This is a genomic window from Xanthomonas sp. WHRI 10207 (genome assembly GCF_040202975.1).
In the GTDB taxonomy this organism is placed as follows: Bacteria; Pseudomonadota; Gammaproteobacteria; order Xanthomonadales; family Xanthomonadaceae; genus Xanthomonas.
The window spans coordinates 854,098-868,043 of sequence record NZ_JBEGDX010000002.1 but is presented as its reverse complement, the minus strand read 5'-3'; the positions used below and the strand labels follow the sequence as shown (position 1 = coordinate 868,043).

8 protein-coding genes are annotated in these 13,946 nt (G+C 54.1%); 2 read left to right on the top strand and 6 right to left on the bottom strand.

The genetic code is table 11. The annotated features are described in order from the left end of the window. Positions 1–38 precede the first annotated feature (38 nt). Together ABQU90_RS09325 and ABQU90_RS09320 are read right to left on the bottom strand one after the other, a co-directional pair. Entirely contained in the window at positions 39–1,028 is a 990-nt protein-coding gene (locus ABQU90_RS09325) for a DNA-processing protein DprA (RefSeq protein WP_323522315.1), read from the bottom strand. Then, positions 1,025–2,293: an HAD hydrolase-like protein gene (locus tag ABQU90_RS09320; RefSeq protein ID WP_323522316.1), complete on the bottom strand. Its 1,269-nt coding sequence runs from the start codon at positions 2,291–2,293 to the stop codon at positions 1,025–1,027. The genes ABQU90_RS09325 and ABQU90_RS09320 overlap by 4 nt, the downstream gene beginning before the upstream one ends. Before the next feature lie 591 nt (positions 2,294–2,884). On the opposite strand from ABQU90_RS09320, the gene ABQU90_RS09315 reads away from it, so the two are divergent. Together ABQU90_RS09315 and ABQU90_RS09310 are read left to right on the top strand one after the other, a co-directional pair. Then, complete coding sequence (locus tag ABQU90_RS09315) at positions 2,885–3,922, top strand: hypothetical protein (RefSeq protein ID WP_323522317.1); 1,038 nt, start codon at positions 2,885–2,887, stop codon at positions 3,920–3,922. Positions 3,923–4,150: 228 nt separating this feature from the next. After that, a complete protein-coding gene (locus ABQU90_RS09310; RefSeq protein WP_323522318.1) occupies positions 4,151–5,965 on the top strand; it encodes a hypothetical protein in 1,815 nt (604 codons plus the stop codon). Between the two features lie 42 nt (positions 5,966–6,007). Here the strand turns inward: ABQU90_RS09310 and ABQU90_RS09305 are convergent, their stop codons facing one another. The 4 genes from ABQU90_RS09305 to ABQU90_RS09290 all read right to left on the bottom strand — a co-directional run bounded on the left by ABQU90_RS09305 (position 6,008) and on the right by ABQU90_RS09290 (position 13,887). After that, positions 6,008–7,183 (bottom strand): site-specific integrase, encoded by a 1,176-nt coding sequence (locus tag ABQU90_RS09305; protein ID WP_407078775.1) that lies wholly within the window; start codon positions 7,181–7,183, stop codon positions 6,008–6,010. 747 nt (positions 7,184–7,930) lie between these two features. Then, positions 7,931–9,952 (bottom strand): DEAD/DEAH box helicase family protein, encoded by a 2,022-nt coding sequence (locus ABQU90_RS09300; protein ID WP_323522320.1) that lies wholly within the window; start codon positions 9,950–9,952, stop codon positions 7,931–7,933. Positions 9,953–10,071: 119 nt separating this feature from the next. Beyond that, the gene (locus ABQU90_RS09295) at positions 10,072–10,701 is read right to left on the bottom strand and encodes a hypothetical protein (RefSeq protein WP_104613918.1); all 630 of its coding nucleotides are present in this window, start codon (positions 10,699–10,701) and stop codon (positions 10,072–10,074) included. 222 nt (positions 10,702–10,923) lie between these two features. Beyond that, positions 10,924–13,887: a TrlF family AAA-like ATPase gene (locus ABQU90_RS09290; protein ID WP_104613917.1), complete on the bottom strand. Its 2,964-nt coding sequence runs from the start codon at positions 13,885–13,887 to the stop codon at positions 10,924–10,926. Between the last annotated feature and the right edge of the window lie 59 nt (positions 13,888–13,946).

The window sequence follows — 13,946 nt, the reverse complement described above, 5'->3', positions numbered from 1 at the left end:
GAAATAGCAAATGTAGCATCTACCCTGCGAGGGATAGATTAGATCAATCCGCCTTGCATAGGATCTAAAAATATTTTCTCCGTCGAATCGCTCAGGAGCATCTTGCTATAATCCTCACGGCTGCGCAGGACGATAAGATGATCCAGCGCAGTTGCTGGGCAACGCAGCAGATCCATCCGATCCTGTTTCGACCCATCAGCAAATGTAAGGTTTGCTTGGACCTTCGGCTCGCTATTTATCCGATCCAACTCTGTAGGGTAGGGCGCGGCCAGCCAACGACCATAGTCTAGCGCCGCGCGTGAAGCGTGCAGGCTTCCACCTTTAAGGTCTGATTGAACCATGACGACGCCTTGGGCAAGGCCTGCCTGAGTTCGATCTCGTTTGACAAAGAACTCAGGACGAGGCTCTACGCCAAACCGGTATTCGGAGACCAAGGCCCCGCCCTTGTTGAGAATATCCTCTGCCAACCGTGCATTGGTCTTGGGTGCTACGGTATGCAGGCCATGGGCCAAGACAGCGACTGTATGCCCGTCATGGTCGAGCGCCGCCCGGTGCGCGATGGCATCACAGCCCTTAGCTAGTCCGCTGACCACGCTCCAACCTTGCTCAGCCAGATATTGAGCAATTCTTTCGGCGATGAGAGCGCCATGCTTAGTAGGCTCACGTGTGCCAATGACTGCCACTGACTTAGCTGCCTCAGGTGCGAGCGTGCCGCGCACAAACAGCAAAAATGGATCGTCTTTCGTCGCTGCAAGCAAGGTGGGATAGTCCGGGTCGAGGGGCGAAAGAATTCGAGCGCCATGTCGCTCTGCCTGTTCGACCTGCTTCTCTGCTCCGTCTAATGCGTGCTTCCAGGCCACGCTGTCGCGCAAGGTGGCGGCGTTTGCCGGGAACTGGTAGGACATGCTCTCGGGTGTGGCGGTTTCGAAATTTGCCATGCTTGCCATCTTGCGCAGCGTGACAGGCCCGATGCCTTTGAGCATGGACAGCGCCAGCAATTTGCCGGTGGTTGGTGAGATCTCGCTCATTGATATTTCAAGGGGTCTGATACGGTCTGGGCCAGGCTGAAACAGTCTACGGAACTAGCACCTGCGTCGGTGAGGTATTTTTTGGCATACAACAGGGTTGATCCGGTGGTTGTCACGTCATCGATGACTAGGAACCTCTTGCCTTGCACTTCCGCTGGATTGGCAACGTAGAGGTGATCACGAACGTTGGCGAAGCGCGCCTCCTGCTTTAGATGATCGTGGCTTTGAGACTGCACCCCCGGCCGGTAGCCGAGCACATTGGGGTTGAATGTCAATCGCAAATGGTTGAGTCTGGGGTTGGTGCCATACGACGCCTGTAGCTGTGCTAACAGATGTGCAAGCCGGTGCGACCGGTCAGGCCTGGCAGGGATGACCGTAATGACCAATTCTGGACCGGTTCCGCTGAAGGGCAATACAGAAGTAAGGATGAGGTAGTGGAAAGCGATAAAGCTCCGGATTGTTTCGATCCATTCCGAGGGAAAGATCACCGCATCTTTGTTGTCTTGGATGGCCTGAGATAGGCGATGCCAGTCTCTTCGATACTTCAAGGCTTCGCAGAAGGTGAAGTAGCGCCCGGCTACATGCACGACATGCCGTGCGTTCTCACCCGGAAAGAATTTGCCAATCTCATCAAAACGTGGCTTTGCAGTGGCCGGCATTCCGGCGTCCAGTAAGCGTTCCAAGCAGGGCAGCCCGGGCAAGGGATCTTCTAGACAGGTCCGAAGTTCTTCCTGATCTCCTAATATCACGTCCGGGAGCAATGAAAGACTACGCCAATGAGTCTTCTGATAGCTGCGCGGCCAACCCTTCTTAAACAATGCCACGCGGCACCCCGCGTTGTAAGCCGCCTTAATGTCTACGTCTCCGTCACCCACGAGGAGAACATAAGGGAGCTGATTTGTGTCGTTCATGTCTAATGCAATCATGGCGTTATGAATGCCCTCACCATTAGGCTTGCAACGCCGCACGTCTTCGTAAGCGATTACGACATCCCAGTTGATCTGGGAGTAGGCCTTGGTGAGCACCACATCGACATAGCGCCTGGGTGATCTCGTAAATATGCCGAGCTTCAATTCGGAAAATTCTGAGCGCAGTCTGAGTAATGTGACTTCATCAATGATGTTTCGCTGACGGCTCCTGAAAGCAGCACCGACCTCGGCCGCATAGGCTGCGTCGTCACGATGCTTGCCAGCCTCACGGAGTTCTTTCATGTCCTCGGTATCGACCAGCGTCTGGTCGAGATCAAACAAACAAAGCCGGATCATCCTATTCCCCTGTAAGTCCATTTGCCCGAAGACACTATCTCAAAGGTCTGGCGCATGACAACAGCAGTGAGGAGGTTCTGGGAGGGGGTAATCGCAGACGAAAGCTTCTGGCCCTTAGTAAGACTTCCGAGGGTCCGGGGGGCAGAGCGTGATGAAGAGATCAAGCAGCCAAGAGAAGCCATGCGGGCCGCAGTCGTAAGTTGCCTACACAACGCATCTCGGTTTTCCCATGCCAATGCACTGCCAGGCGCTTGACCAGCGTGAGCGTATTGCGGCTTGCAAGTCCTCTCTGGTTCTTGACGGCCCATTTGGCATGTGCAACTCTCGACATTGGCAATAGCCAGGGGTCCATACCCCGAGTTGCTGCGGGCTCATTACGATCTGATGCTCCTTGTTTTGAACGGGGGGCCTTGGGGAAACCGCAGTCAAGGTCCAGAACTACCGTCAAAACACATAGGAGCCAGAGATGACATCAAGATTCCGCAGCTGAGGCTGCTAGGGCTTTTCTAGCCCCGTCCATTGCAAATGACCAGCTGCATGCGCCATTGGTGCATCGCAATAGCTCGCTGTGCCCAAATTGAGGAATATCTTATGACCAGCTTTGACCGGCAGGCCGTGCTGCGCCTGTCCGAAACGCTTCATCGTGCTTGTAGTGAGCACTTTAGTATCAGTCCGCATCGAATTCGCGAAGCCACGATTCGCGCCTTTGGCTTCAATAGCGAGGCTGCATGGCTTGCTCACATCGATCAAAAGCCCGACTGGATAGGGATTAATTTCGATATGCTTACCTTCGTCATGAAACTAGCGCAAATGACCAATTCTTGGCCGACTGCTGAGGCTGTGGGTGCGTTGGCCTCCGGTGTTCGACTGGACTTAAACATTGCGTTTGATCCCAGTCGTCAGCATCCCCGTTACACAAACACGACCTATGAGGTTCATGCTGCCCTTAGCGGGCTGGATGGACATGTTTGGGCACGCCCGCCTGTCGTGGTGCTGCCTGAATTTTTCAGCGGGAAGCCCGGCGATGCTTTCCGTAGAGAGAAGTTTCGGGTCGATTCTTCTTGGCAGCATCGGAGCTTCCCAGATAACGAGCTACACCAGGAGAAAGGGCAAGCATTTGGGCGCAACATCGTCACTGCGCGTTTGATAGACAATGAGTGGCAGGGAGGCCTGTTCGTCTACGACCCAGAAGATCAGAAGGACGATCGCAACGTTCGTAAGAACGCTCACGCGGCACTGTCTCGTGCAGTGCTCGCATCGGTGTTACCGGGCTTTCGTTGTCGCGTCTACCGACCCAATCAGTATGATCAACGCGCGAGACGTGTTGAGATGTTTTTGGATCCATCAATCCTCGCTCAGCTCCATGGGGTGGACCTAATTTTTAAGGTTCCACAGATCGGTGGCTGGCGGGCCCAGGTCATCCATCCACATTGGTATGCTGGTTTGAACGAAGTGCCTGATGAACCAAGTGGACGCTTCCATGATGGCTTTTGGGCTTGTGATCTCTACTTCCATCCCGGGCGCTCGGGCGTCGAACAAGCGTCGGATTTCGATCTCAAAAAGGCCTTCTATGGCGTCATGAGAGAACGCTTGCGCGAGATGATCGGAAATGCCGCGCATCGCTTGTAGGTGACGCAGAGATCCTAGCCGCTGTGAGTTGCCACGTGCCCCCGTGTGTCTCGCCTCTGAAAAGTTGCTCCCGCTCTGATGCCATCCTCGTTCTCAGGAAGGCGCTGCCCCTCTTGCGTTTTGTCACATTTGCGTTACTATGTTCACACGTCGCGAGACAACCTTCTATTCAGACCGGGCCAATCCACCAAGTGTGGTGCGGCCCGTGTCCTTTTACGGGGTCTGGGCATGGCTATTTGGCTGCCCGAATGGGTGTTGCAGGACAATTCTGTCAATCGCGACACGCTCTTCTTGGAGCAGGCTTGGCGCGAGTTACTCGACCCTCAGTCGCCAGATAGTTATCGGGCCAGAGCACTTGATCCGTTCTCGCTGTTGAGCGAGCTTTACCGTGTGTGTGAGCTGGCACGAGTGGACTCGAAGTGGCTTGCGCATGTTCATCTCATTTGCGAAGAGATCCGAGACGAAGCTTCTGCGATTATGCGTTTGCCGTTAGCAAGTGCTGCCAAGCATGCGGTGCAGACTCTTTCGGCTTTTACGACGGTCAAGCATGACGATATCCATCGAGTCGCAGAGAGTGCACGGCTGGTATTAGATCTCAGTGGCAATCCTTTAGCTGTCTTTTACCAGCACGCTTTATCGCTAATTGAGCCAGAACTCAAACAGAAGTCTTTTCTTTTACGTAGCCTTGGGATGATGGCGACGCGTGCTCACCAACTCGGTCGGCGCGATGAATTTTTGTCAGATGAAAATTTAGTCGATCTGTCTATCGAACCTGCTGCGTGGCTTGATAAAATTTATCAAAGACTTACCACGCCAGAGCAAAATCAAAGTTGCTTCATCGCTGTAAGCGGGGATGTCAGCAAGATCGATGCACTTCTGGCTGGCGGAGATTTCTCGCGTATTGGTGTGTCACGCCTCGGAACAAGTGAGGTGGCACTGGCTTGGCATCATGTGCACTCAGAGCTTTATTTGGCTGAGATTTCTTTAACTGCGATGACGCCGCGTCTTGCAGCAGAGCGCGCGAGGCTGCGCTTCCAGCTATTGCTGAACGTCTTATCGCTATATGCCAATGGCAATCATCATCGACTCAGTCATCAGGTGCTTGTTGAAACCGACAGTGGCATGCATGCGGTCGACGTTTCGGCAGCGGCGCATTACGGTCTTTTTGCACGTAATGACTTTGCTCGGACTACAAGGCAGAGATTTAATGAGTTAGGGGGACGGCTGAGCGGCAGACTTGAGAATATGTTGAGCGCACACGCGCTCGGATTGGATAGTAATGATCCGCCAGCAGCTTTGAGTCACTTTTGGACATCGCTCGAAGCGATGGTCGGCCCGAAAGGACCACCTAACATCGGCGAGCGCGTCATGCACCTCATCGCGCCAGTAGTTACGTCTCGGCGCATTCATAAGACTGTGACTTATCTTGCTTTGTGTATTTTGGATGTTAAGCGGCTCACTGAGAGTGCGCTTGACTTTGCTTTAATGCCAGCCTCAACGAAGGGGCACGTCGCGAGAGAGGATGTTCTAAGCTGCATTACAGGCCTCAAAGACAACCCGGGGATACTAGCTCTGCTGCGTATCGGCGGCGTCAATCCACTTCTTTGCTACCACCTTCAAAACGCTTGGGAGGAAAGTCATGATCCTCAGGCGCTTGGAAAAGCGCTGTCTCGGTCAGAGCAGCGTGTAAAGTGGCAGATCATGCGCATATATCGGGCCCGTAATGTGTTTGTCCATCAAGGTGAGCGTGATGATTTGGCGTGGCGGCTTCTTGAGAATGCTCAATCCTACATTTCTTTCGCAGCAGGCCGGCTGCTTGACGATATGAGCCAGCATGTGAGCTGGACGATCGATACGGCCTTGGAATTCGAAAGGCAGAATTTTGAACGTGTTTGCGATGCTTTAAAGACGAAAAAAAATCTGCCACTTAAGACAATGGACCTTCTCATTCACCTTACGAAGCGGGCCGAGAATGTCCCACTTTGGGGAGAAGAGTCGAGATTTGGTCGTCCTCCTGCGCAGCCAGTAGCACCTTCCGGTTGATCTATCGACTGGGTAGGGTGGACCAAAAATATACAGCAAAAATCATGGGTACATCTTTGCATCTCTGCTGAGTCGTTCCTTGAATTGCCCGCGCACATAGCCTGGAAGTGTCACAGACGGCTGATACTGATCCAGCGCCTCGATCTGGATCTTCCGAACATTTCCTGACGACTTGTGGACATAGTTGTCTTGGAGCACAGGCGCCTTCTTGCTCAGAGAGTGGCCTGTGATCAATGCGATGTGCTCTACCCGCACGCCCTTGGTGTCTAGTTCGGTTGCAAGCGTATGCCGGAACGCATGCGATCCGATGCCTTTGCCAAAGCCAAGCTCCTTCAAATACTTCGCAAACTGGTTCACAAAGCCCTGGCTGTAGCGTCCGTTTGGCTCGCCTGTCTTGCGGCAGGTGCCGGCCGACAAATTGGGGAAGAGGCGCGGGTGGCCGGACGCTTTGATGTCGGCCAAGAAGTCGAGGAAGCCCGCCTGGATGAGGCTTGGGTGGATCGGCACTTTGCGGATCGCGCTCTTACCTTTGAGGCTTTGCCGGCTGCGTTTGCCTGCGCTTTGTGCGAGATCTTCGTCCACGGTCTTCTGGATTGAGAAGCACCAAACTCCTTGATCTTGGACGATGTCGGCCACTTTGAGTTGGGCGATCTCGTTGATCCGAGCACCCGTGAAAAGGGCAATGAGCGGGCACCACCAACGGTGCGGATACTTCTTGGCCCAAGGCAGGAAGGTCGCCGGGTTGAAGATCTTCTGAATTTCTTCTTGGGAAAGCAGCCGCTCGGGTTCGTCCTGATCAGCCAGTAGCTCTCCTCTGGCCGGCTTGAACGCATCCATCGGCGAGTGCGGGATGGCACGTGCTTTGACTAAGGTGTTGAAGAAGGACGCGAGGAAGCGCCGGTGCAGTTCTAATGTGGCATTGGCAGGCTGCGCCCGGCCCATACGTTGACCTTTGGCGATCAAGGCTTCGACGCTCAACCACTGATGCTTGGGGTTGGTCATGAAGTCTTCGGGTGCCCATCGCAGCAGATCCCACATCTGGTAGATATGCGTGTGATCAATCCGGGCAACGGACGTGTTGCCACTCACACGCTGCAAGATGGCAAGCGTTCGACGATAGGCCTCGATCGTGGTGGTGCGAAGGTTCTGCCGCTCCTTGTCTTTGAGGAAGTCGTCGACCTCTTCAGAGAGGAGTCGCGCCGGGGTGGCAAGGGGCAGAGGTTCTGGATAACGAGTTCCGGATCGGCGAAGTCGTCGCAGCTTTTCATGATGGTCGTAGGTCGCTTGGACCAAGTCTTGAAGGTGAAGCGCGCCGGCTCGGTCTTGAACGACCATATCTGTAAATTCGACTTTGCCGATGCGAATGCTTCGGATGGATAACTGACCTTTGGGCTGTTGCAAATATTGATGAAGTTGGGAGTGTTTAAAGTGCATCTACGATCCAATTATGAGGAGGTAGACGTTTGATAAGGGGAGGGGATTTTCTGTCAATGATAAAATAGGACAGAAATTTAGCGTCAATGATTGTCTAAGGTGGTCTCGCTAATTGTCGTTTAAATAGCTATATTTTTAGCTTTGCTTTTATAAAAGATTTTATCGCAAGGCTATATATTTCAATGATTGTAGCTGTGTAAATGGGCTTGAAACCATCAATGCGCTTGTAGTGTTTAAAATTAACAAAAGGGCGGAAAGCGAGAGATATCTCGCGCAAATAAAATGAACGCCAGATAAATGAGGTGGTTTTGCCTAATCCAATCAATCTTAAGAAGACAGTTAGGCAATCAAATCTTTACCGGCCAAGATCGCATATGGTCGGTTGGAGGGGGGTGAGGGGTTTAATATAAAACTGGTCTCAAATTAGTCTCCGGAAAGTGACCGTTAGAGGCTCCTAGAACCTTAAAGGCGGGGACTGGTTTATTTCAAGCGGATACAGGGACCTCGTGTTGATAGGTCCCTAAATTTGGGTCAACGTTGGATTGGCTTCTGATAACGAAGGTCGGGGCGGACAATTCTTTTAGCTTTGCGCTGTTGGCGTTGCTCATGGAAGTGTTCATTACTTACGCGTAATACATCTAAGGCGTTGGGGGGAACCCAGAGCTGCTGGCTGCCGCGAGTGAGAGCCGTGTAGACAGCTCGGACCGGATTATGAGCCCGTTGAGGGGTATAGATGCTTTCGAAGCAGCACCGCGCCATGCTGACGATGGGATGCTCCGAGTTTTTAACATGTTCAACGAGCGCAAGCTTCGTGCGTGCTGACTCAAATGGGGAAAGCTTGCCAACCAGTTCCTTAAACTGAGTGGATCCGAAACCTCTCTCAAAGAGTCGCGTAATTTGAGGTTTCCCCAATCGCGAACACTCCTTATGAAAATCCCGCCAGCGATAGTCGCCTGACACTCCATGGTCATAAGCACGAAACGCATCCTCAATGAGGCCGACTTCGCGTTGGATCAGTTCGACAGAAAAGTTATGAACGCCTACTTGTGCACCAGCGTCGATAAGCCGGAGAGCCTCTTCAAGCAAGGTGAACGGACTGCCAAAAAGTCGCGTTCCAACCTGCGGAACATCGCTCCATGCTTCATAGAAGCTCGTGACGGTAGCATGGTCAGCCGCCCCAGCGAAAAGAGAGCTGTATACGCCCGTAGAATCCAGGCTAATAGCGCCATTTACCAGCAACTCTACGGCTTGACCTTGGCGCACAGACTGCGTCATTTCCAATGACTTTCCTTGCAGAAAGCGTGGGGCTGTTCCGATCAGGCGCTGGTTGGGATCGCCCAGACTAATAACGCCACCTGCATAGTCAGACAGCAAGCTCTTCCAAGCAGCACTCATATCGTGTCCTTCGTCTACGACTATTGTGCCCCAGTGAATCGGCAGTTTAACGCGGTGCTGCGCAAGCCATTTGCCGATATGATCGACATTGATGACAATCTTGATTTGTTTCTGAACTTTGGCACTGAACATACAACGCCAAACGTGCTCAGCGGCTGCAATGTAAGCCGTTGCGTCAATCATCGCACCCATGACGATACGGCTAAAGTGGTAAGGTTGCAGATCTATGCTGGATGAGCGGCACCAGCGGTTGATACCCTCAAAAGCAATTCGTAACACTGCAGTAGGCGAATAGCCTCCGATACGCTGCACGCCTATAACGCTGGCGATGTCAGCAAGCGATGCGGTGGACTTTTGCCATACGGGCTTAAAATCCGTGGAGAGCGCAAGCTGCTCAAAAGCGCGAGCTGCCACCAGGTTTGCAAAGCGGATCATCGTCAGCACACGAAGCTTGCCTGCGCCTAGGCGGCTCCTGAGAGCCTGAGCTTGGGCTGCACTAGGCGTGACGAACGTAAAGTGTCGCGCATCGTGCGCCAGCAGTTCGCTGACAATGTGCGTCTTGCCGGTGCCGGCATATGCGTGTAGGTCGATGTGCTCATCGGCGTTAGCGATCAGGGACCGGATGGCTCTAACTTGATCTACGGTGTAGTCGGTCGTGCGCTCAACATAAGCTGAAATACGCTTACCCGTTTCACCGTCGTCGATGTCGTCCTCTTCGCTATCTTCCTGCTCAACGAGTGCACCTTCTCCGTAGAAGCGAACAGTGTGCGGACCAAGGGTCGTCCGACACGCTGCTTGGAATTGATCTACGGGAAATGCATCGGGTGACATAGCGCAGAAGCCATCTGCTGTGTTCTCATCAGCCAGCGCAATCCCTTGAAGCGACAGTTGGCGTTCCCAATCGTCAATATTTCGCGGGACCTCAAAAGCTAGTCGCAGAAGATACAAACGCCCCCTTTCTGGATCCGTCCCAAAAAGTCGGCACGCCTCATCAATCATTCGGGTCAATTTGGATGGCGGCGTAGACGGGGTGGCGCCAGTGATGGCAACAAGAAGGGCCGCCATGCCAAGTGGGGAGTTGGGCACCTGGTGGGCATCGAGAAAGCTGCTCAGAGTGGCCCGAGAAGCAGGGAGGAAGTAGTTAGGCTTGACGGACATTAGTAGTCTCTAACGGCGCTAATCAGCGTAAGAGCTTTCGATGAAGCGATGCTTAGGTCGGTAAAATGAAGCTGACTTGGCCTGTGCAACCTTCTCAAAAAGCTAATTAGTCGTTGCGTCTAGTTTCTGTTGCGTCGGCTCATCGCCTCAGGTCTTGCACGCTCCTTTTCACCACGCAATTGCATGTCCATGATCTCGATCATGATCGGGCTCATACCGCCAAGCTTAGCCGTATGATGCTTAAGCAGGTCGAGTAAGCGCGCTCCTCGGTCAACATAGATCTTCACATCAAAGAGGGGCTCGCAGTTATCGCGATAGATGGCGATTGCCTCGCAGTATTGGCCAAGGAGTAGTGCAAAATCTTCGAGAGCTTGCTGCAATTCCGGTCCCGAGGATCCCGCCGACAGCGCTTTGCTATTGAGCATGGCGCGAAACGTCAATTCGCTTCCGTGATTGCCTTTGATCTCGCGGTCCAGCAATTCGTTTAGGTCACTGTAAATTGCGTCGAGCCAGCGCAGATGTTCACCCGCCATCCTCGCGGATACGTCTTGCTCGATGGCCTTAGTCTGGTTTCTAAGGTTCGCGACAACGGCCAGCAGCGCCAGAAAGCTAAGCAAAGGACCCGTTGTGCTACCAAAGAAGGCGCCGAACTTATCAATGCTCACTGAGCCGGACGCCGAGAGATAGAAGTAGGTCGGCACGAGGAGACAAAGCACACCCAGAACGGCGAAGCTGATGATGGTTGCCATGAAGGGCTTTCCTTGTTCAGGTGAAGTCTTATCTTGGGAAGTGCCAGGGATATAGAAAAATACTGTACTGCCTTAGATCTTCTTTTGCCGCAGGCTGAAAGGCGCGCTCCGTTTCAAGAAATCCCGCGTGATCTTGTGAAGACTAGCTCAGCTCGCCATGGGCTTTGAGACGAATCGATTAGCTATCTCCGTTGTCGGGCAGGGGGCGCCATCGGGCTTTTGCTACCTCTCTAACCGCACGCGCAATCTCCTGGCTCGCTCCTTGAACGCGGCTTCACCGCCTTCAAGGATGTCGCATACGGCTTTTCGGATGACTGCGGACTCAAGGCCGCCAGTGGTGTAAGTGATTTGAGGAAGCCCTCCCGAGCCATCATGTTGAGAATCTGCGATGATCACTTGGTCGGCGTCAGTGTTGATGACCAAGTTGGCGTTATGGGTGACCATGATCACCTGCCGGGTGGTCTTAGCCTGGACGAATAGCGACACAAGCTCGTCAAACACTGACTTGGGGTCCAGGTTCTCTTCGGGTTGGTCGATGATGAGTGGGCGATCATCGGCCTCGTCCAATGCAAGATAGAGCAAGAGCAGGACTATGCCTCGTGTCCCTGGGGAGAGCTTGCGAATATCAATGCCGTCGTAGGTGATCTCGTAACGAACCCGCAGGTGGTTGGTGCTAAAAAGCCATCGGGCAAACCGCTTCAGCCACGCCCGGATCTCCTCTGGTGCCTGCGGATTATAGGGAGCATGCGCAAGCAGGTTCTTCCAGTGAGTCGTGACGAACGTGGTCATGGCTTCACGGATGTCTGCCGCAGATCCCTTTTCCCACACATCTAAGAATACTTCCCGGGCGGTTTTAGTGAAGGCGCCGATACCCTGGAAGTTCCCGGCCTTTCGGCGGTCCAATAAGTCTTCTTCTGCTTCGGCCGCCCATGCATCGACATCAGCGATACGGCGGACGACCAGTCCGAGTTTGGCTAAGGTGCCGGAGGACGCAGCGAGGCGGTTCAAGAGCGGCGAGTAGAGCTGTTCCAAAGCCTGCTGCTCATGGATAACGGCCTTGAACGCTCGCTCGTAAGCGTTCTCTCTTTCGGTCTGAAGAAGCTTTCGGCGATCAGCGGCACCTTTTGCATCTTCTAGTCGCTGCTCAATCCCGTTGAGCGCCGTTTGCTCTTTACTGATGCGATCGGTCAAGGCGGTATATTGCCTCTGCGTCATTTGATCGGCGGTAAAAAAGGCTGCAAGCCTGGACAACTCTGCTTCCAGCGGAGCAAGTGGGACGCTATCGAGCGGAGCATCTTCGGCGATGTAAGGGATGCTTGGGTCGTGCGGTGTTGGCAGCACGCCGGTCAGTTTCGCGATTTCGCCGTCGGCCCATGCAATGTAGCCTTGCAAATCTTGATCGACATTGCCCTTATAAACGAGAAGGAAAGCATCCCACTGAGCGTCTCCCATACCATTGGCAAGGTGGCGCGCGCGAAGCTGCCGGAGCAGCTCAGGCGAGCCCGTGGCGCGTGTGGACGCCACCTCGTCCTGAAGCGAGGCGAACGACCGGCGCTGGTTGTTGAAGTTTTGGATCTTAGTTCTTAACGACTGAGCGACCTCGCTCAGTTGCGTGTGCCTTTGAAGCTGTGCCTGGGTGTCTTGCAGGGTGAGCTTGCTCCGGTCCGCCAAGTAGCCGGCAATGACTTGCTTCTTCTGCTCAACCTGTGCAGTCAGGCTAGCAACGGTAGCTTCCTTTTCCAGCTCTATCGCAACCGCGTCGGAGATCTGAGAAATCGCCAACTCTTCTCGATCTCGTGCTTGTTTGAAGAGCTGTGTCTTTTGGTCTCGAAGCTCTGCGAAATCACTCGCGAAGTTAGTTTCGCTGGGCTTATGTGACTGGAATACCACGCGCTCGATCTCTTCAATCAAGCCATCTGAGGCCCCAGAGGCTGAGCAGAGTTCGTCGACGAACTGCTGAGACAGGTAGCGCGCCTTTGAAAACGACACAGCATCAGGCCGGTAGGCGAGAGGCCGTTGATCATTGGATTCGCCTCCCCACGTCAAGTTGACCGATGCACCGCCCAGCAGGCTCCTGGCCCGCACGAGAAAGGAGGCGCTTGCATTCTCATTGGCGTTCCATCCATCCACGGGAATCGAATCGCAGCCCGCTGCGATGATATCGGCCAAGGCCGTCTTCCCGGAGCCGCGCGAGCCGATGATCGCTACCAGCCCCGGGTTCAAGGGCAGTTCAGGCGTCTGGAACCCAGGGGCGCCCTTGATGCTGACTTGCGTGATTACATGCGAAGGCATGGCTGACTTGGGCGGCGTCTCCCCAACGTACGCACGGCCTTCGGGATTGATGCAGGCTTGGCGAAGGGCATCAAACGATGCTGCACCCTTGATCCAAGAGTAGCGTTTGCCCACAGGCTGACCAACGGTATTCAATGCGTGGGCATCGCTGCCATGGAGGCACGGTTTGCATGCGCCGTAAGTGGTGATGATTTCGTCTTTGCTCAGTGACTTCTGGCCGAGCCAGAACTCGCGCTGAGAGGGACTACTTGAGAAGATGATGTGGGCGAACCTCTCTATTTCCCGCCGAACGGTGACGTCGGACGCTTGGTTCAGGCCACTAGTCCCGTCACCTGAGGCCCCGGCGACGGCAATCAAGATGTTGTCCTTGGCCCAGGTGCTGTCGACGTACGACTGTCGAAGTTCAACGAAGCTCACCCGAAATTGAGTGGCGCCGTAGCGCAAGGCGGCCGAGTCGTCCAAGATACCTGGGTCAGCCTTCCTGCCCAGTCGGATCAGATCTTGCCGGTTGCAGCTGAAGCGGTCGCCGTACGCAGAAAAAGTAAGGCGCTCCAAGAAGCGACCAGCCTCATGGACATGGTTTGGATCGAAAGGGCTGATCAACAGATGGGCATTGACGTAGCCTGACTTGGCATGCACGTCCAGCCGGATTTCAACGTTCGGAAAGACGAGGGGAATGTTCGCGAGCCTGCCCTTCGCCTTTGCGCCAAGCACGGACTCATAGCTGTCCAGCAAGTAGTAGTTGGTAACGCCCACGGCCTCAATAGGAGGAGAGGAGGTCTCTAAGGCATCCAAGTAGTCATTCCACGATCCTGTGCCGAACTGATCGTTAAGCACCGTGCCCGGCGTGTGGACGTGCGGATCCCACCTGCGCCATTCAGAACCTCGTTCCATCTCTCTTCCCCTATTTGGCCGATCCGGGCCCCTGTGGGAATCATATCCCTTGCTCGGCG